The following is a 17,932-nucleotide window of genomic DNA, read 5'->3' as shown; positions in this document are numbered from 1 at the left end:
CGTAAAGCATTATAAATAAACACTTTAAAATCCAAGAACTTTGTCAGGCTGAGCGAAGCCGAAGCCCGAAAGCCACTAGCCCTTCGCGGCCGTTTTTACCGCTTCCCGGATGCGCAGGTAAGTACCGCAACGGCAGATATTGCCGCTCATCCCCGTTTCGATTTCCTCATCGCTCGGATTGGGATTGCTTTGCAGCAGGGCGGCGGCGCTCATAATCTGACCAGACTGGCAGTAGCCGCATTGGGCCACGTCGTGCTCCAGCCAGGCTTGCTGGACCGGATGATCGCCCTTTTCCGATAGTCCCTCAATGGTCGTAACGGATTCGCTGCCTACCGCCGAAACAGGGAGTTGGCAGGAACGCACCGCCGTTCCGTTCAGGTGCACCGTGCAGGCACCACACTGGGCAATGCCGCAGCCGTATTTGGTGCCGGGCAGGTCGAGGTGGTCGCGTAAAACCACAGGAGGGGCGTCGCCGGGTCCACATCGACCGGGCGGGTCTTTCCGTTGATTTTCAGATTATATTGAGCCATAGTCGTGTTTTTTTGAATGATGTAAAATACGAAAAAAATTGTACAGGGTAGCTAATGCCTATCAAACCAAAACTTACGAAATTCAAACAATAGACATTCTTCGGTGGGTACTTATCCGAATGAGATGGATCAATTATCATGAAATTCCGCAGCGGCGGTCTGTCTGTACTCGTTGGGCGATTGCCCTACCCGCTCTTTAAAGAAGCGACTAAAATGTTGGGGGTACTTAAACCCCAATTCAAAAGCTATTTCATTGATCGTTTTGCTCCGGTCAAAGATTTTCTCCTTGGCTACCTCCATCAGCCTGGATTGGATATATTCCTGGGCTGAGCGGCCCGTCTCTTTTTTGATCAGATCGCCAAAGTAATTGGCCGATAGATTCAACTGCTCGGCGCACCAGGCTACTGACGGCAAACCAATGGTTTGTGGTTTATCGGTTTGGAAATACTCGTTCAACAAATTTTCAAAGCTTTCCAAAGTACCCTGATGTACAGTATCGCGGGTAATGAACTGGCGGTCGTAAAAACGGACGCAGTAGTTCAGAAATAATTCAATATTGGATACGATCAGTCTTTTGCTGTGCTTGTCGACGCCCTGTTCCAGTTCGTATTCGATTTTCGAAAAGCACTCCAATACCAATCGCTTTTCCCGCTCGGATAAGTGAAGGGCTTCGTTGGATTGATATCCAAAAAAGGAATAGTCCTGCATGTGCCGCCCGAGAGTAGTACCGTGCAGCAGATCGGGATGAAAAACCAGCGCGAAACCTTTGGGCTGGTACGTCTCACCGTTGCTGTCAACGTTGACTACCTGCCCCGGTCCAATGAATACCAGGGTACCCTCTTGGTAGTCGTAGGTATGCCGACCGTACCGCAGGTCGCCGCATTTCACCTCTTTCAGGAAGACGGTGTAGAACCCAAAGTACATATTGGAAGCCTGCCGGGGGCTGGCCTTCGACAAATCCACGACGCTCACCAGCGGGTGCAGCGTTTCGTTGTTGTTGAATATGTTGTAATCGTTTATGGTCTCGAACCGACGCAGATTGTCCATAGCCTATTTGAATTAACTAATTCAAAGTTAACGCTTTATTTATTACCTGATGGACGTACAATCCCAAATCAGTAATCTTGGTAGAACAATCCGTAATCCGTATACGGTTGGGGCGAATGATAGGTAAGACCTTTGCAATGAATAAATCACCAACCAACAAATAATCCTATGAAAGCTATCATTATTGGCCTTTGTATTTTATCAATGAGTGCACTAGGGGCCTTCGCGCAAAATTCTACTACCGAACAGGAAATAAAAGAGCTTTCCAAAAACAAGTGGCAGTGGATGGCAGATAAAAACGTAGACAAGCTGGCTGACCTCTTCCAGGATCAGGCCAAGTTTGTTCACATGAGTGGTACCTGGAATAAGGACCGCGAACTGGAAATCATTAAAACCGGGAGCATCTGGTACAAGAAGGCGGATGTCCACGACGTGGCGGTGGAAATGATCGACGATGTCGCCCTGCTCTGGAACCGCATCACCTTGACGGCCGAAGTCCGGGGCAACGATGTGGCCACCGAATTTACGGTCACCGAGGTCTATAAAAAGCAGGGGGGCGAGTGGAAATTGCTGGCGCTGACATTCAGCAGTGTGCGGGACACCCACGAGATTGAACATTAACAGAGGTAGGTAAATGGTTGCAGAAAATAGCGCTAATCAAATAATATCCTCAACGAGTTGTTTATGTACACGAAACAAAATGGTACAATGGAGCAAATGGCCGGATTCAAAAGTAAAGTTCATTCAATACTTGTTTTCCAATTAATTATGGCTCTTATGCCGGCAGTTTACCAGACAGTTATGGCGCAGACCCAAAGGATGGTGCGTATAGCAGAAATTGAAATAGTACCAGCTTATCTGGAAGAATATAAAACCATTTTGGAAGCAGAAGCGGCCGCTTCTTTAAAACTGGAACCGGGCGTAATTGCCATCTTCCCGATGTATCAAAAAGAGAACACTACCCAAATCCGGATTCTGGAAATCTATGCTAGCAAAACGGCTTACGAGCAGCACCTAAAAACGCCACATTTCGAAAAGTACAAAACCACTACGCCCCACATGGTCAAGTCGCTAAAATTAGTAGATATGGAAGCAGTGGATGCAGCAACCATGCTTCTGATGTTTAAAAAATTACAGGAAGATAAATAAGGTACGGAGCCGCTCGGCCCAAACAGCCAGGTACTAGAAGGTTTTCGACCAAAGGCCACGTGGGAAGAGACGGGCAATCCGCGAGCCATCGACCGTCAACCACCTACCCCACCAAGCCCATCGTAAACGGCTGGCTGTAAAACCGCTTGCCCGTCGCCTTATACAGCGCATTGGCCAGGGCTCCGAATACGGGCGGGTAGGCGGGTTCGCCCATGCCGGTGGGATCGATGTCGTTTTTCACGAAATGTACCTCGACCTCCTTCGGGGCTTCGTTCATGCGGATCATGCGGTAGCGGTCGAAGTTTTTCTGATCGGGTACGCCTCTCGTAAACGTCAGCTTGCCGAACAGGGCCGTGCCGATGCCGTCCACGATGGCCCCTTCGGTCATGTTCCTGGCTCCATCGGGATTCACCACCACACCGCAGTCCACCGCGCACCAGACTTTCCGCACCAAAGGCTGGCCGTCATTCATTTCCAGATCGACGATGTTAGCCGCGTAGGTGTCATGGCAGAAATAGGCCGAAACGCCCACGTTCCGCTCCCTTTTCAGTTGATCCCAGTTCGATTTTTCGCGCACCAGTTTCAGCACCCCGGCGTAGCGGTCGGGTTCGTAGTCGTTGTTTTTGCTGGAAGGCTTGTCCATGGATTTTGCCAAAATGGCCTTTTCCAACAATTCAAGCCGGAAGTCGATGGGGTCTTTGCCCGCCGCCTCGGCCACCTCGTCGAGGAACGACTGCTCGACGGCCCCCATGAAGTTGGAGCGCGGCGCGCGGAACGAACCCACCGTGATGTTGGTGGGCAGGCTCCAGTCCTCGGCCAGGTAGTTGTCCACGGCCCCCGCCGGGAAGCGGTTGGCCGATAGCGGCGACTCCGGCGTTCCTCCGGCCTTGACGTGGAAGGCGATCAGGTTGTTGTCTTGGTCGAGCGCAGCCCGGAAGGTGGCCGTGTAGGTGGAGCGGTAAATCCCCGAGGTCATGTCGTCCTCGCGGCTGTAAATCAGCTTCACGGGGGCCTTCACTTTTTGGGAAATCAGTGCCGCTTCCAGCAGCCAGTGCGCGTAGGAGCGCCTCCCGAAGCCACCGCCGAGACGGGTCATCTTGATGTCGATTTTTTCCAAAGGCATCCCCAGGCGGGCGGACAGGGTCTGCTCGGTTAGTTCGGGTTTCTGGAGCGGGCCGATCAGTTCGGCTTTTTCGTCGGTCACGTGAGCGAAGAAGTTCATCGGCTCCATGCAATTGTGGGCCAGGTAGGGCGCGGTGAAGGTACTTTCCACCACCTTGGCCGCGCTCTGGAAGGCTGCTTCCGGGTCGCCGTCGCGGCGACGGACGGTGGCCTCCTGGCTGGCCCGGTCCGCCATTTTTGCCGCGTGGTCAGGGGTACTTTCCAACCCCGCCGGGACGGTCACCGTCTGTTTGCGGCCAAATATGTCTTTGTTTTCCGTATAGTCCGCGAAAGGCTCCCACTCGACCCGCAAAGCTTTCCTGGCCTGCATCACCTCCCAGGTAGAGTTGCCAACGACGGCCACCACCTCAGGAAAAGTACAGGTGTCGAAAAACTGCCGCTCGTAGTCGTCTTCCATAGATTTGACAGGGAAAATATCCCGGATGCCCGGCATGGACTTGGCCTTGGCTCCGTCCACCGATTTCAGCTTCATCCCGAAAGCGGGCGGATGCACGATCATCGCGATCAGCATCCCGTCGCGGCGCTGGTCGATGCCGTAGAGCGGCTGGCCCGTCACGATTTTCGGGCCATCCACGTTTTTCTTGGAAGTACCTATGATTCTGAAATCGCTGACTTCTTTCAAAGTCACTTCCTTAGGTACTTCGATCAGAGCTGCCGCCGAGGCCATCTCGCCGTACTTAGCAGACTTACCGCTTTTTTCATGATAAAGTACCCCCGCCTGGGTGGTCACTTCGCCCGCGGGCACTTGCCAGGTGTTGGCCGCCGCGGCTATAAGCATCTGTCGCCCTGCCGCCCCCGCCGTACGAAGCGGCTTCCAACCCTGATGGATCGCCTGACTTCCGCCCAGGAACTGCCGGGTAAAATGCTTGGTGTCCAGGTCGGCCTGCTCGACCACGACATCCCGCCAATCCACGTCCAGTTCCTCGGCCACGATCATAGGCATTGAGGTTTTGATGCCCTGACCGCCTTCGGGATTGGGCGACATGATTTTTATCACGTTATCGGGCGTGATTTTGATATAGCCCGTCAGCTCGTTCCATTGCTCAGGCAGGTTTAGGGCCTCCATTTTATCGGCGGCTTCAGTACCCGCAAACCAGCTGGCTGTGAGCATGAGTCCACCGCCCGCCAACGCCGACGATTTCAGAAAGGACCGTCGATTATATTTTTTCTCAGTGTTTTCCATGGTTTAGGTTGTTGGGATAGGCTTTTAGCGAACCCATCTATTAATTTCTTCGGGTACTTTTGATAAACTGGTCTTTACTATTGAAGCCGCACTATACTTAGAGGTAAGTACCGCAGGGGCAGATATTTCCGCTCATCGCCGCATCAATGTCCTCATCGACCTGACACGTTTTTCGGTTTATATTTTGCCATAGCAACGTTTTTTGGGTCGTGTAAAATACGGAAAAATCCAGAAAGGGTAGTTTGCACCGACTAAACCAATATCTTCGGAGGTCAACTAATTTTGAAATTCAAAAGAGTGCCCCCCATTTTTCCTGCTTTGGTTTGGAGGTGGAATCCTGATCTTCCAGCCAGGGAGCCTGGTAATTGTTGAGGGAATCAGTAAGGGATGGTCGCTTACTTTTGTTGAAGTACTTCCTCGACTCTGGCTTTGTAGCTACGCCCGATGGGTAGTTCGGTATCATGAATACGGAAGTACGAGGCACTGACTGCCTGTACATGATCCAGTGAAACGATGAAAGATTTATGAATCCGAAGAAATTGATCGGAGGGTAGTTTTTCTTCCAGATAACTTATCCGCAGGTAGGAAACCAAAGTACCCGACAGGGTGTGAATCTTGACGTAGTCTTTCATCCCCTCGATCCAGAGAATATCTTCCAGGAAGATTTTAACCATCTCCTTGTTGACTTTAAAGTACTGGTATGCTTTCTCGGGTTTGGGGGCGTGAGCGGGATCCAATTCGGGAGCAGCAGCGGGCAGGAACCGGTAGATTTTACCCACCGATTGGAGGAAGCGTTCAAAGGAGATGGGCTTCACCAGAAAATCCACGGCATCGAACTCGAAGCTGTCGAGGGCATATTCCCTGAATGCAGTTGTGAAGATTACTTTCGGACGGTAGCCCAGGGGACGCAACAATTCAAAACCCGTCAGGCGGGGCATCTGGATATCCAGGAAAAGCACATCGACCTGCGTTTGCTGTAATTGCCCCAGTGCCTGGGTTGGATTATTGGACACGCCGATCAGGTCCATGTCCGGCAGGCGGCCGATGTGGCTAGCCAGCAAGGCGGTGGCCAGGGGCTCATCATCCAGTACGAAACAACGAATGACCATCAGCTTACATTAAATTTCAGGATGGCCAAAAATTGGCCATCCTCTGATAAGGTTCTTAGTTCATGAGCTTCGGGAAACAGGATATCCAGTCGCTTCCTGAGGTTGGACAGTCCCAAGCCCGTCGATGCCGGACTCACCGATCCATCCGACATGGAGTTCTCCACCGTAAAAACCAGCCGGTTTGCCATGCGGGAAAGGTGCAGTTGAATCCAGCATCTGCCTTCGGTCTGGGCAGCGCCGTGCTTGAAGGCGTTCTCCACGAGAGGCAAAAGGAGCATTGGCGGAATCATCAGGTCCTTCAAATCGCCCAGTTCGCCAAAGTTGGTTATCACTTCCAACCGATCCGAATAACGGATCTGCTCCAATGAAATATAGTCCGACAAGTAGGCGATTTCTTTGGCAACTGGTACCGTAGCCCGGTTGCTTTCGTACAGCTGGTAGCTAAACAGTTCGGACAGGCGTACCAGAAGGTTCGTCATTTTGCCGGGTTGATGAAGCGAAACAGAAACCAGATTATTGAGCGTATTGAACAAGAAATGGGGCTGAACCTGCGACTGCAGCAGACGGTACTCCGCGGCGAGTTTTTCGCGGCGGTAGGTCTCGCTCAGTCGCTGCTGCCGCTGGGCGTGACGGATCAGGTTGACCATCACAAAAAGCGCCACTACCAGGTGCAACTGCATGGTATCGGCCAGGATCTTTGGCCAATACCAGAAGGGCTTGAGCAACACCATGTGGTAGTAGTCAGGGTAGAGCCACAGGTAGTTTATGGCGCGGCGCAATATCCCAAACACGACCAGCCCACCCAGCAAACTACTCCAAAATGCCAACAAACGACCGGAGAAAAGAAAGTGCCGAACCGTAACCAGCAAATGCCAGTAACCCGCCACTATGATCAGGGGAAGGTGAAAGCTTATCGAGAAAAAGCTGTTTTCAAAATCGTCGCGGTAGGCTCCGGTATTGAGCCATTCGAACAGGTAGTACCCCAGCCAGAACAAACCGTGCACCCAAACATCCCGGTGTGATTTGAAAAGGCTTGAACGAGATTTTGTCAGGGTTTTCACTGCCATACAGGCACTAATTTACATTTACTTCCCCTTTTTTCCCGAAAAATTAGTCCAATCGCCCACCTTCACGTCCCAACGAGCGAAAAACTCGTCCAACGACGAAATTTACCGACCAACGGCAGCAACTGGATGCAGAAAGTTGTGTGGAAGCCCAACGTGGTCGTTGGTCTAAAATGCCTGCATTGCATCAGATTCTAGCTTTTCTTTACTCAAAGGAAAGTCACCAGTATACTCCACTAAACCTGACCAGCCATGCTAACCGAACCATTTACGCGCATCTACATCCCTGGGAAGTTTGCAAATGCTTTTTTCACCGGAATCTTTGTGCTCCTTTTACTTGCACAAGCCAATCCTCTTCGGGCTCAGTCCGGGGACACGGTTGAAGAAAGCCTTACCGCCACCGAGCTGGCCCGTGGTTATTGGCGCCTCAAAACAAACGTGGCCGATCGCAGCACCTCCATCCGGTTTTACGCCCCTACGCAGGAACTCCTGTACGAGGAAATATGGCCCGGGAAGTGGATCAAGCTGACGGACAAGAACCAGCGACACTTCGATAAGCTCTTGGATAAACTACTGAACAGGCGGCTTGTCGCTTCCGAAATCGCACCCCAGCCTTTTCCTTTCATACAGGCCCAGCCGGAATCAGCCAACAAGGTTGCAAACTCTGACAGATCACGCCATGAAACCATAGCCGGAACGTCGCACCTGGTACATGCCTATGTTACCAAAGCCGGCAAGGTCTACGTAGTGGTCGATAACCCGGATCAACTGCGTTGCAGGGTGTCGGTAACCAATGAAATGGGGCTGACTCTTTACGAAGAGTTCAATCACCTCGACCACTATCGGAGGTGGCTGGACCTATCGAATATTGCCCATAATTCCTTCCAGCTTTTGGTCAAGATAGATGAGAAATCGTACGTCTACAATGTAAGAAGAAAGGATTCCAGTACTTATGACATTGAATCCCCCACCTCTGGTGGTACGCCTCAATTCCCGGTACAGAGGCGAAACGATATCGACTCCCCCCCCATTAGTGCTGACTTGTGAAACCGGGAGCTGCCTTGGGCTGCACATACGTTATGTTTCAGCAAGATTCAAGACCCCTAGCCCCTACCTACCCTACTTCCCCAGCCATTCCTTAAAAGGCGTGATCCGGTCGCCGCTGACGAACACTTCCAGCCGCGGTTCGGGCCGGAGGTCGAGTTTGAGCTTGCCGCCCGAATAGGCGTGAATGGTATGGATCGAATCCAGCGACACCAGGAAGGCCCGGTTGACCCGGAAGAATCGCTTCGGATCAAGCATTTCGGAGAGTTTATCTAAGCTGTACTCGATGGATATATTGAGGCCCTCACGGGTAGTGATCCAGGAGGATTTATCGGCGAAGAAAAAGTAGGCAATGTCACTGGTTTCGATACTGCGGATTTTGGTACCTATCGTTACCATGAACCGATCTTTGTACGTGTTTCCCATGCCCAGGCCAGGCGTTTGTCCGAGCAGTTGCAGCAGGGGCGATAAGTCCGGCGCAGGTGTACTACGTAATCTTTTGAACTTATCGAGGGCCGCCCCCAGTTCGTCGGCGTCCATAGGTTTGAGCAGGTAGTCTATACTATTGGTTTTGAAGGCCTGCAGCGTGTATTCATCGAAGGCGGTGGTGAAAATGATCGGCAACGTAAGCTGCGCCTGCTCGATGATCTGGAAGCCCGAGCCATCTTCGAGGTGGATGTCGAGAAAGACCAATTCAGGTTTCGGGTTGGCCGGATCGGCCAGCCAGGCTACCGCCTTGGCTACGCCGGGTAGTTGAGCCAGTACCTGGATGGTAGGATCATACTGGGCCAACAGCTTTTCCAGTCGCTGGGCGGTGCGTTTTTCATCCTCGATAATGAGTACGTCCATGGTCAATGTTGAATTTTGATTGAGTGAATGAGGAAATAATCTATCAGGAGTTTTTTTTTCTCATTCTCACATTTACTGATTCACTAACTAAGCAATGGCAATTTCACAATAAACTCCCCATTCTCTTCTCCTATCCAGACAGGGCGGGAGGTGAGAAGTTTGTAGCGGTTGATGATATTTTCCAGCCCGATGCCTGTCGAAGGTTCCCGGTCGGGCCGTGGCTGAAGGGGGTTGGACACCCGCAGCCACTCTCCTTCCAGCGCGATTTTCACCCGCAAGGGTTCTTCTTCCGACAGCCGATTGTGTTTGACGGCGTTCTCCACCAGCAGTTGCAGCGTCAGCGGCGCGATGCCATAGCGGTCGCGTGCTGCTTCCGGTACTTCAATCGACACGAATAGCTTGTCCTCGAAACGAATAGTGAGCAGGAAAGTGTAGGCGGCGGCGAAGTCCAGCTCGGTGCGCAGGGGCACTTGCTCGTTGTCGCGCTGCTCCAGAATGTAGCGGTACGCTTTGGACAAACGATTGATAAACTGAACGGCCAGCCCGGAATCTACCTCCACCAGAGAACTAAGGATGCTGAGGCTATTAAAGAGAAAATGCGGGTTGACCTGGTTTTTCAGGGCGTCGAACTGCGACCGCACCGCTTCTTTCTCCATACGCTCGGCCTGCACCCGCAATTGCTGGATGCGCTGCGCCGAGCGGCGGCCGGTGGTTAGGGAAAAAGCCGATAGAAATGCCATAAACAGCAGACCATTGTTCATGCGCTGCCGCTGGTCGGAATCGCGCGGTGAACCGATGTGGCTGCCCGGCGTGGTCTGGTTCAGGCGGATGATCTCTTGCTTCAAATCGCCCCCCATTGTATGGATCAGGATACCGAACATCACGTTAAAGAGCAGGGCCAGCGCAATCGCCAGAAAAAGGGTCGATAATTGGGCGGGCCACCGAAGCGCCCCCGTGCCTTCCTGGCCAAACCAGCCCGAAAACCGCCGCTGCATTTCGTCGATTAGATGAACCCAGGCCAGGAAAATGGCGTAAACCAGCATTCCCTCTATCACCCAAATAGGTAAGCCCTCCTTCACCAGACCCGTGCTGAGCACGGTGATATTCTGGTAAAGCCGGATGGGCCAGTAAACCGCCACCACGCCGAGCGCCAGGCGGGCTTTCTGCCGAAACGGGAGAGGGTCGGGGAGCGTTTTATCCATGATGACAAATCTAGTTCAATAAAAACAGAATCCGACCGACCGGGGAAAAGTCGGTGGGTCGGATTGGCTTGAACGTGCGCCGATAAGCGCTCATTTTCAGGATTCCAACACCACGAAAGTCTCGTGCGGAACGGGCTGGATGATAAAGGTCTTGGTCACGGTACCCGTGGGGGTGGTCACTTTCAGGCTGTACTTTCCTGTGGCCAGTTGGGCGATGTCGAACTGCTGGATAATGCCTTCGTTCAGGGCGACCGTTTCGGTAAAGAGCGAGTGTCCCATATCATCGAGTAGAGCGATTTTTCCCTTCGAAGCTTCTGGCTGGATCATCAGCCTAACCTTTTGGTTGTTAGTGGTTACCACATGGACTTGCGGCTCAATGGCAGAAAAAGATTGAGTGTTGGAATTTTGGGCGAACGATGCGGTTCCGGCTACCAGACCCAGCATCAATAAGATTGTTTTTTTCATACTATACATCAGTTGTTTTTTTGTGATTGACTGATGCAAAGGTGGCTCCTGCCCGCCGCCCCGGAAACTAAATCGGACTGAATGACGGGTTTGGGTAGTTGAGTCGGGCGTTTGGCGGGTTGAGTAGAATTGCATATCCGCTCAGGACAGGAATTCCCCTCTCCAAACGAGATTATACTAGTTGATTAAGCAAGACCACAGTCTCTAAGGCACATCCGCCGCAATGGGTTCTACCCGAAACCAGTCATAATCCGCGTAGCCGGAGTCGTTGGTTTGGGTATTCCGGGTGCAGAATATTCCCATCTTCGCCCCAATCCAGCGACCAGCTTCGGCCTGAAAAAGCTCCCCAACCTTGATAAACTTCTTCCCGTCGAGGCTGTAACTGAACTGGCACCTGGCCCCCTCGGTCACCACAACCCGGAGAAAGACGGCCTTTCCCATCTCGATGGGAGCGATGATTTTCTCCTCTTCGGGAGCACCATCGTAAGCCTTTTTACAAACTACCTGCACCAACTTTACCCCATCTTTATCGCTTCGCAATACCAGGGACGCGTAGCTTTGACCCATCACGATCAGCCCCGTGCGCTCATTTTCCAGCTTGGGATTGGGATGAAAGGTCAATTTGGTGGTAGCCATAAAGGTTTCGGCCGGAAATTTTTGGAGCAGCAGATTCGGGATAAACCAATTATTTACGGCATCGCCGGGGGCTTTGTACGAATAGAGCCGCAAGTACCCCTGATTGCTGGTGGTGTGCCAGATGCCTTTCGGATTGGCCTGCCATTGCCACTGCATTCCCAAAGCAGTTGTCTCAAACTCGTCGGATTCTGGTGGTGTGGCGGCGGCAGCTCCCACTTTTCCTGAAGCCAGCACGGTGGGCTTTTTATGCGTAAGTACGGGTTCCCCTTTGCCATCTCCGTCAGCATCGGCACCTATGACGGGCCAGTCGTTCACCCATTTCATGGGTTGAAGATGGACTACCCTTCCGTAGGCTCCCTTATCCTGAAAATGCAAAAACCAGTCTTCGCCGGGTTTGCCATTTAAGGATTTGGTATCCACCCAAGCCCCCTGATGCGGCCCATTAACGGGGGTACTTCCCTGATCCATCACCACCTTCCGCTCGTAGGGACCGTAAATATTTTTTGATCGCAGCACCAGCTGCCAGCCCGTGGAAACTCCTCCGGCCGGCGCAAAAAGGTAGTAGTACCCTTTGCGTTTGTAAATCTTGGGGCCTTCAATGGTGGGATCAGCTTCATGGCCGTCGTATACGATTACCCCTTCATCAAGTACCTGCGTACCTTCGGCGTTCAGCTTCTTTATGGTGAGAATGCTTTTGATTCCCGCCCGACTACCCGCCCAGCCATGGACCAGGTAGACCTGCCCGTCATCATCCCACAGCGGACAGGGGTCGATCAGGCCCTGGCCTCCTTCCACCAATACAGGCTCGGTCCAGGGGCCCGCCGGATTGGAGGCCTTGGTCAGGTAGATGCCAAAGTCAGGATCGGGATAATAGATGTAAAACTCGTTTTTGTGGTACCTGATCGCGGGTGCCCACACGCCATTGCCATGCTGGGGTTTCTCAAAATGCGCCATGGGGGGCTGACGCTTCAGGGCGTAGCCGATAAGTTGCCAGTTGACCAGATCCTTCGAATGCAGGATGGGGAGGCCCGGCGCGGCGTTAAAGCTCGAAGCCGTCATGTAGTAATCATCGCCCACCCGGCAGGCGTCCGGGTCAGAGTAGTCGGCGTGCAGCACCGGATTCTTGTAGGTTCCGTCGCCCTGATCGGCCACCCATACTTTTGACAGGCTGGAAGTCGCATTGCCGGTCTTTCCTATTTGGGCCATCGCAGGAGACACCAGCATTAACCCCATTACAAACTGCCAAATATTTTTCATTTCACTTTTTTACTTCCGGTTTACCGGGTTTGAACCAGTCATCTGCCTGAGCAGCAATAATCCGGCTCATGGAGAGAATACTTTCGGGTGTATACTTTTTTACTTCTTTTTCAGTGAGTTGTCTGCTCCAAGGTACCCTTTGGTCGGGAGAGGCACCGGGTCCGGTGCTTCGGTATTCGGCGTAAAAGGCCGTTTTTTCATTGGCGGGGTTTCCCCAGTTGTCCCAACCCGCCGGAACAATATGCTCTCCCATCTGGCATCGTATAAATACCGTGTGAGAATTGGGCCGCCACGGACGCCCAAGGTACACTTTGGTGGCCTCGGGGTCAGCAGTCAGATTACAGTCGAAAAAAACAAATCCGTAGGGCTGGTAAACGGGAGTTGCCGCCGCCGTAATGTAAGAATTTGACAGGCTTTTGATGGTGCAGGATTGAAAAACAGAAATGGACTTACCGAAAATAAAATCGGTGGTACCTTCAATCAGGCAATGATCATAAAACTGCCGGCTACCTTCGGCAGCGGCGTACAAAGTATCCTGATTGCCAATGAGGGCGCAGTTGCGGCATACGAACCGATCTGCCTGCACATTGAGCGCTACCGCCTGCCCCACCCGGCCGGCGGAGTTGCGGATGGTCAGGTTCTCCAGAATGATGTCGGGAGCTTCCACCAAGACGGTATAGGAAGTGTAGGTGCTGTGCACAGGCTTGCCGGTCCGGTCGTTGCCCGATGAGTAGGGCTTCCCTGAATAATCGTCCCAGGTGATGATGACTCCTTCCCGGCTTTCCCCGATGAGGTGAATATTGGGCTTATTTGCAGGAATGACCAGCTTTTCAGCGTAGGTACCGTTCCTGATGTGCAGCGTTACCCGCTCCTGCGAATGATCCCGGAAACTGTTGACCGCCTCCTGAATGGTTTTGAAATCCCCGCTACCATCCTGCGCTACAGTGAAGGAGGAGGGGTAGTTTGCATTGACCAGCGTTTGAGCCCAAAGTACCTGCGTTAAAAGCAGCAGAAAACTGGCAATAGATACTCTTTTCATTCCGATTCAATCGTTTGAGCGGCAAGTTAGGACAGAAACTGGTTTTCAACTTCGCGGACAGAGCAATATTTCCAGACCATTTGAAAAAGAATTCCATTTGGCCTTTCCCGACGCGTTCCACACGTTCCTGTTTTTTTAATCCCTGGTTTGACCCTGCTGTCACATACACCAGTACTTTTTCAAATCGTGTTTTCAATTTCCGCAAGTGAATCAGTGCGATTCAGGGTGAAATGGTTTGCTACGATCGCAGCTTATTTTTGGGTAAATCAGGTTCCCGTTCTCCTTATGCTTTGCAAGATTCTGACCGATAGCCTGGACGAATTATCAGGTAGATATTTGCCTACTTGAACAGAATAATTCCCGGCAGGTCTGTGCAGGCTTTAAATTCAGGAAAGGACAATTGTCATACTCAGAAACCGCTAGAAAGATGCAGCACCCGAAGGCTATTTCACTGCCAGGACGAAAACCATTTCAAAATAAAATCAAAAGCATGTGCTGGCTGGTCGGTTTGCTGGTAGTGTTTGGCTTTAATAACCCGTCCGACCCTATAACCGTGTACCTCATTGGCGACTCAACGATGTCGGAGAAAGCTGTGCGGGCCTACCCCGAAACGGGCTGGGGAATGCCCTTTGCTTACTTTTTCGATGAAAGCGTAAAAGTCGATAACCGGGCGATGAACGGGCGAAGTACCCGTACCTTTATCGAGGAAACCCGCTGGCAACCCGTGGTCGACGGTCTGAAGGCGGGCGACTATGTGCTGATTCAGTTCGGGCACAACGACGAGGTGGAAACCAAGAAAAGCTATACGACCCCGACTGAATTCCGGCAAAACCTGATTCGTTTCATTGAGGAGAGCCGGGCGAAAGACGCCCGGCCCGTGCTTATCACGCCCGTGGCCCGGCGGCAGTTCGACGATAATGGAAAAATCGTGGGGACGCACGATGCCTACTCCGAACTTACGCGCGCTGTGGCCCGGGAAACCAATACACCGCTCATAGACCTGGACAGACAAAGCCAGCAATTGCTTCAAGCCTTCGGATCAGAAAACTCTAAATTGTTGTTTCTGCAGCTGGCTCCCGGCGAACACCCCAACTACCCCGACGGCAAAGTGGACAATACCCATTTCAGCGAACTGGGCGCCCGCAAAATGGCGCAATTGGTGCTGGCATCCATCAAAGAGTTGCAACTTCCCCTGGCAGACCGTATTATCAAACCAAAAACCAAATGAGAAAAAAAAGTCCAGACGTTAATCTGTCGATTACCATGAAACTACCTTGCATCATCACTTTTTGTCTCCTGGGACTTTTTTCAGCCGCTGAAGCGCAGAAAAATCAAAAGGACGTTTTTCCTGATGGAACACCCATGTCGGGTTGGTTCCTGGATCATACCAAAGTCAAACTGGGCAACCTGGGCAAGCAGTATGTCATCACCGATTTTGGGGCCAAGCGCGACAGCAACCTCATCCAGACCGTCACCATCCAGAAAGTTATCGACGAAGCGGCAAGAGAAGGCGGAGGGGTGGTAGTAATCCCGAAGGGTACTTTTCTGAGCGGAGCGCTATTTTTTAAACCCAAAACGCATCTTTACGTGGCCGATGGGGGCAAACTCAAAGGGTCGGACGACATAGCCGACTACCCCGCCATGCCCTCACGCATGGAAGGGCAAAATCTGGATTACTTCCCGGCGCTGGTCAATGCCTAGGGGTTGATGGTTTTACCATTTCGGGCCAGGGTATTATAGATGGCAATGGGCTGAAGTACTGGGAAGCCTTCTGGCAGCGCCGGAAAGAGAATCCGCAGTGTACCAATCTGGAAGTGTCACGACCTCGACTGGTATTTGTCTGGAACAGCGATAACGTGCAGGTGCAAGATGTAAAATTGCATAATGCGGGCTTCTGGACGAGCCACTATTACCAGTGCACCAATGTGAAGATTCTCGACCTGCACATTACCTCGCCGCACGCGCCCGTCAAAGCCCCCAGCACCGATGCCATCGACATCGACGCCTGCACCAACGTGCTGATCAAGGGCTGCTATATGTCCGTCAATGACGACGCCATTGCCCTCAAAGGCGGCAAGGGCCCCTGGGCGGATACCGACTCAAACAATGGCGCTAACGTCAACATTCTGATCGAGGACTGCGAGTTTGGGTTTTGTCACGCCGCGCTGACCTGCGGCAGTGAAGCCATTCATAACAAGAACATCGTGATGCGGAATTGTCACGTAGAGGAGGCCATGCGGGTACTTTGGCTCAAAATGCGGCCTGACACTCCTCAGAAATACGAGTACATTACCGTAGAAAACGTCACCGGACAAGCCCATAGCCTGATTTACGTAAAACCCTGGACCCAATTCTTCGATCTAAGAGGGCGGCAGGAAGTACCCCTCTCCTACTCGGAGCATATCACCCTGAAAGACATCGACATGAAGTGCGACATTTTCTTCGATATTGCCATCACCGAGTACGACAAGCTGGCCCAATTCACATTTAAGAATGTGGACGTGGAGGCCAAAAACGGCGCTTACAATCCGGATATTATTGACGGGCTTACTTTTACCAATGTGAAAGTGAACGGCAAAAAGATCTCCCCTATTACCAAGTCCCCCAGGTAGTCACCTCCTAAACGAAGCTCGCCAGCCGTTGAAACCGAAGTACCTTATCAGAACCAGCGGCTCACGTTCACCGAAATCAAATAGTCAGCAAAGGCGGCATCGCCGTGCTTCTGACCCGTTGGGTCCTGCAGGTCGGCGTAGCTTTTGGTGCGATTGCGATACAGGGCTACGGGCACCGTGACAGCGGCCGAAAATCCGTTTTTCATATAGGCTACCCCCGGCTCCACCGACACGATGTAGCCTGGCCGCCGGAAGCCCCGGCTGCCGCCAATCGCATCGTGCGAGGGGACTCCTTCCACGCGCCCGCCCAGCATGAGGGAGAGCCCTTTCACGAAGGGCAGAGACTGATTGACGCCTGCGCGCGCAGCAAACTGATCCGGTACTGAGAAGTACCCGTCAACGGGGCTGGGATCGGTGCCCGGATTACGGCTGACGCCGTTGGTTTCGCGTGGGTTAAAGAGGTAGAATCCGTTGGCGTAAAGTGAGGTAGTCTTGCCAACCTGCCAGTACCCTTGCCCTTCCAGACTGAATCCTACGCCACCGTCTCCCAACTGAATGGATTGATCCACAGGCTTGCGCAGGATGTACTCCTGAGACTCCTTGTCAAGTTTATGAAAATCGCCTTCGACCCGGTAGTTTCCCGTTGGCAGTTTGATTCCCAATCCGAGGGCCACGTTGTACTTTTTGAGCTTCATGGGATCGACCAGCCAGTAGCTCGACGACACGCGCAGGTCGCCGATACCCGCCGATTGGGTATGGAATCGTTCCTGTCCGGGATTGGCGGTGAGGCTATTGCCATAATGCTCGTACAGGGAAGAACGATCATTGTGCAGCACGGGCAAATTGACTGAAAAGGACAACCGCGTAGTGGGCTGAAAACTAACCCCCAGATCAAATGCGTGGGACAGGTTTACGACTTCCGTGTGGTTTTCGATTCGCTCGTGTTCCTGCACATCGCCCCGGAAGTGCCGGAAAGAACGGAAGTACCGATACCCCGTATTCACCTGCCACTTGCCATGTTTTTGCGCAAAAAGGTCGGACGAAGACGCACCGGGAGCGGTGCAACTCATGTGGCGCACGGCTACGCAGCCTTGCCCCAGGGAAGCGGTTGTGGTAAGGGATGCAATAAGAAGCGTGTACAATATTCTCATAGTTCTGAATAGACTTGGGTGGTGGAAAATGAAATATATAAAAGCGTTCAGCTCGTAATTCAGACGGTGTGGTCGGAGAGTCAAATGGCCGATCCGGATGATTTAACACCAGAACCGAAATGCTCGGTACAAGGGGAGATTGAAGATGATGGTGGGGCACATGCCCCGGGTTTTGAGATACTCCTCATTCCCAAAGGCAATACAAAAATTCAAAGAAAAAATGACATTTAAAAATACACCCGGAGCTGCCCCGTTGAATGATGCATTCTGAAACAAACAGAATCCTCCATCAGGTATAGGCAGTTACTGGTACTTTATTTCACGCAATTCTCCGGAAGTACTTTTAATGGATCCTGAGACACAGACCAGGCTGATGAACACATAATGTTTCTGACATTGGCTGAACCAGCATC

At 52.2% G+C, this 17,932-nt stretch carries 15 protein-coding genes and 2 pseudogenes; 6 read left to right on the top strand and 11 right to left on the bottom strand.

Annotated features, from left to right (window positions below; translation table 11 throughout):
* Window positions 1-75: 75 nt before the first annotated feature.
* Together IE117_RS07370 and IE117_RS07365 are read right to left on the bottom strand one after the other, a co-directional pair.
* Window positions 76-530, bottom strand: a pseudogene (locus tag IE117_RS07370) ((2Fe-2S)-binding protein).
* Between the two features lie 129 nt (window positions 531-659).
* Window positions 660-1,577 carry a helix-turn-helix domain-containing protein gene (locus IE117_RS07365; protein WP_189563654.1) on the bottom strand — a complete coding sequence of 306 codons (918 nt, stop codon included), beginning with the start codon at window positions 1,575-1,577 and terminating at the stop codon, window positions 660-662.
* Window positions 1,578-1,745: 168 nt separating this feature from the next.
* Here IE117_RS07365 and IE117_RS07360 point away from each other — a divergent pair, with 168 nt between their 5' ends.
* Complete coding sequence (locus IE117_RS07360) at window positions 1,746-2,198, top strand: nuclear transport factor 2 family protein (protein WP_189563653.1); 453 nt, start codon at window positions 1,746-1,748, stop codon at window positions 2,196-2,198.
* A 63-nt stretch (window positions 2,199-2,261) separates the two neighbouring features.
* Window positions 2,262-2,726 carry a putative quinol monooxygenase gene (locus IE117_RS07355; RefSeq protein ID WP_229580449.1) on the top strand — a complete coding sequence of 155 codons (465 nt, stop codon included), beginning with the start codon at window positions 2,262-2,264 and terminating at the stop codon, window positions 2,724-2,726.
* A gap of 103 nt (window positions 2,727-2,829) precedes the next feature.
* On the opposite strand, the gene IE117_RS07350 is transcribed toward IE117_RS07355, so the two are convergent.
* The 3 genes from IE117_RS07350 to IE117_RS07340 form a co-directional block, all read right to left on the bottom strand.
* Window positions 2,830-5,091, bottom strand: a complete 2,262-nt coding sequence (locus IE117_RS07350; protein ID WP_189563652.1) for a xanthine dehydrogenase family protein molybdopterin-binding subunit — start codon at window positions 5,089-5,091, stop codon at window positions 2,830-2,832.
* Window positions 5,092-5,486: 395 nt separating this feature from the next.
* Window positions 5,487-6,200, bottom strand: a complete 714-nt coding sequence (locus IE117_RS07345) for a LytR/AlgR family response regulator transcription factor (protein ID WP_189563651.1) — start codon at window positions 6,198-6,200, stop codon at window positions 5,487-5,489.
* A complete protein-coding gene (locus IE117_RS07340) occupies window positions 6,200-7,267 on the bottom strand; it encodes a sensor histidine kinase (RefSeq protein ID WP_189563650.1) in 1,068 nt (355 codons plus the stop codon). Before IE117_RS07340 ends, IE117_RS07345 begins: the two co-directional genes overlap by 1 nt.
* 249 nt (window positions 7,268-7,516) lie before the next feature.
* Here IE117_RS07340 and IE117_RS07335 point away from each other — a divergent pair, with 249 nt between their 5' ends.
* Window positions 7,517-8,311 (top strand): hypothetical protein, encoded by a 795-nt coding sequence (locus IE117_RS07335; protein WP_189563649.1) that lies wholly within the window; start codon window positions 7,517-7,519, stop codon window positions 8,309-8,311.
* A gap of 72 nt (window positions 8,312-8,383) precedes the next feature.
* Here the strand turns inward: IE117_RS07335 and IE117_RS07330 are convergent, their stop codons facing one another.
* From IE117_RS07330 to IE117_RS07310, 5 genes are all read right to left on the bottom strand, one after another.
* Window positions 8,384-9,157: a LytR/AlgR family response regulator transcription factor gene (locus IE117_RS07330; protein ID WP_189563648.1), complete on the bottom strand. Its 774-nt coding sequence runs from the start codon at window positions 9,155-9,157 to the stop codon at window positions 8,384-8,386.
* 83 nt (window positions 9,158-9,240) lie between these two features.
* Complete coding sequence (locus IE117_RS07325; RefSeq protein WP_189563647.1) at window positions 9,241-10,359, bottom strand: sensor histidine kinase; 1,119 nt, start codon at window positions 10,357-10,359, stop codon at window positions 9,241-9,243.
* 96 nt (window positions 10,360-10,455) lie between these two features.
* Entirely contained in the window at window positions 10,456-10,824 is a 369-nt protein-coding gene (locus IE117_RS07320) for a T9SS type A sorting domain-containing protein (protein ID WP_189563646.1), read from the bottom strand.
* Between the two features lie 204 nt (window positions 10,825-11,028).
* Entirely contained in the window at window positions 11,029-12,717 is a 1,689-nt protein-coding gene (locus tag IE117_RS07315; protein WP_189563645.1) for a glycoside hydrolase family 43 protein, read from the bottom strand.
* Between the two features lies 1 nt (window position 12,718).
* Window positions 12,719-13,756 carry a pectinesterase family protein gene (locus tag IE117_RS07310; protein WP_189563644.1) on the bottom strand — a complete coding sequence of 346 codons (1,038 nt, stop codon included), beginning with the start codon at window positions 13,754-13,756 and terminating at the stop codon, window positions 12,719-12,721.
* A 490-nt stretch (window positions 13,757-14,246) separates the two neighbouring features.
* Here IE117_RS07310 and IE117_RS07305 point away from each other — a divergent pair, with 490 nt between their 5' ends.
* Together IE117_RS07305 and IE117_RS07300 are read left to right on the top strand one after the other, a co-directional pair.
* Window positions 14,247-14,984 (top strand): rhamnogalacturonan acetylesterase, encoded by a 738-nt coding sequence (locus tag IE117_RS07305; RefSeq protein ID WP_189563643.1) that lies wholly within the window; start codon window positions 14,247-14,249, stop codon window positions 14,982-14,984.
* Between the two features lie 35 nt (window positions 14,985-15,019).
* A pseudogene (locus IE117_RS07300) lies at window positions 15,020-16,368 on the top strand (rhamnogalacturonidase).
* Window positions 16,369-16,415: 47 nt separating this feature from the next.
* Here IE117_RS07300 and IE117_RS07295 read toward each other — a convergent pair.
* A complete protein-coding gene (locus IE117_RS07295) occupies window positions 16,416-17,519 on the bottom strand; it encodes a hypothetical protein (RefSeq protein ID WP_189563642.1) in 1,104 nt (367 codons plus the stop codon).
* Window positions 17,520-17,540: 21 nt separating this feature from the next.
* Here IE117_RS07295 and IE117_RS07290 point away from each other — a divergent pair, with 21 nt between their 5' ends.
* Window positions 17,541-17,750, top strand: a complete 210-nt coding sequence (locus IE117_RS07290) for a hypothetical protein (protein ID WP_189563641.1) — start codon at window positions 17,541-17,543, stop codon at window positions 17,748-17,750.
* The last annotated feature ends 182 nt before the right edge of the window (window positions 17,751-17,932 follow it).

This window comes from Persicitalea jodogahamensis (assembly GCF_014651615.1).
Classification (GTDB): domain Bacteria; phylum Bacteroidota; class Bacteroidia; order Cytophagales; family Spirosomataceae; genus Persicitalea; species Persicitalea jodogahamensis.
The sequence above is the reverse complement of the archived record's forward strand: the minus strand, read 5'-3'. Positions and strand labels throughout refer to the sequence as shown.

Coding starts and splice junctions, on each gene's coding strand:
- IE117_RS07330 (WP_189563648.1), bottom strand. CDS start 9,157: ATGGACGTACTCATTATCGAGGATGAAAAACGCACCGCCCAGCGACTG.
- IE117_RS07350 (WP_189563652.1), bottom strand. CDS start 5,091: ATGGAAAACACTGAGAAAAAATATAATCGACGGTCCTTTCTGAAATCG.
- IE117_RS07345 (WP_189563651.1), bottom strand. CDS start 6,200: ATGGTCATTCGTTGTTTCGTACTGGATGATGAGCCCCTGGCCACCGCC.
- IE117_RS07365 (WP_189563654.1), bottom strand. CDS start 1,577: ATGGACAATCTGCGTCGGTTCGAGACCATAAACGATTACAACATATTC.
- IE117_RS07295 (WP_189563642.1), bottom strand. CDS start 17,519: ATGAGAATATTGTACACGCTTCTTATTGCATCCCTTACCACAACCGCT.
- IE117_RS07360 (WP_189563653.1), top strand. CDS start 1,746: ATGAAAGCTATCATTATTGGCCTTTGTATTTTATCAATGAGTGCACTA.
- IE117_RS07340 (WP_189563650.1), bottom strand. CDS start 7,267: ATGGCAGTGAAAACCCTGACAAAATCTCGTTCAAGCCTTTTCAAATCA.
- IE117_RS07305 (WP_189563643.1), top strand. CDS start 14,247: ATGTGCTGGCTGGTCGGTTTGCTGGTAGTGTTTGGCTTTAATAACCCG.
- IE117_RS07335 (WP_189563649.1), top strand. CDS start 7,517: ATGCTAACCGAACCATTTACGCGCATCTACATCCCTGGGAAGTTTGCA.
- IE117_RS07320 (WP_189563646.1), bottom strand. CDS start 10,824: ATGAAAAAAACAATCTTATTGATGCTGGGTCTGGTAGCCGGAACCGCA.
- IE117_RS07315 (WP_189563645.1), bottom strand. CDS start 12,717: ATGAAAAATATTTGGCAGTTTGTAATGGGGTTAATGCTGGTGTCTCCT.
- IE117_RS07355 (WP_229580449.1), top strand. CDS start 2,262: ATGTACACGAAACAAAATGGTACAATGGAGCAAATGGCCGGATTCAAA.
- IE117_RS07325 (WP_189563647.1), bottom strand. CDS start 10,359: ATGGATAAAACGCTCCCCGACCCTCTCCCGTTTCGGCAGAAAGCCCGC.
- IE117_RS07310 (WP_189563644.1), bottom strand. CDS start 13,756: ATGAAAAGAGTATCTATTGCCAGTTTTCTGCTGCTTTTAACGCAGGTA.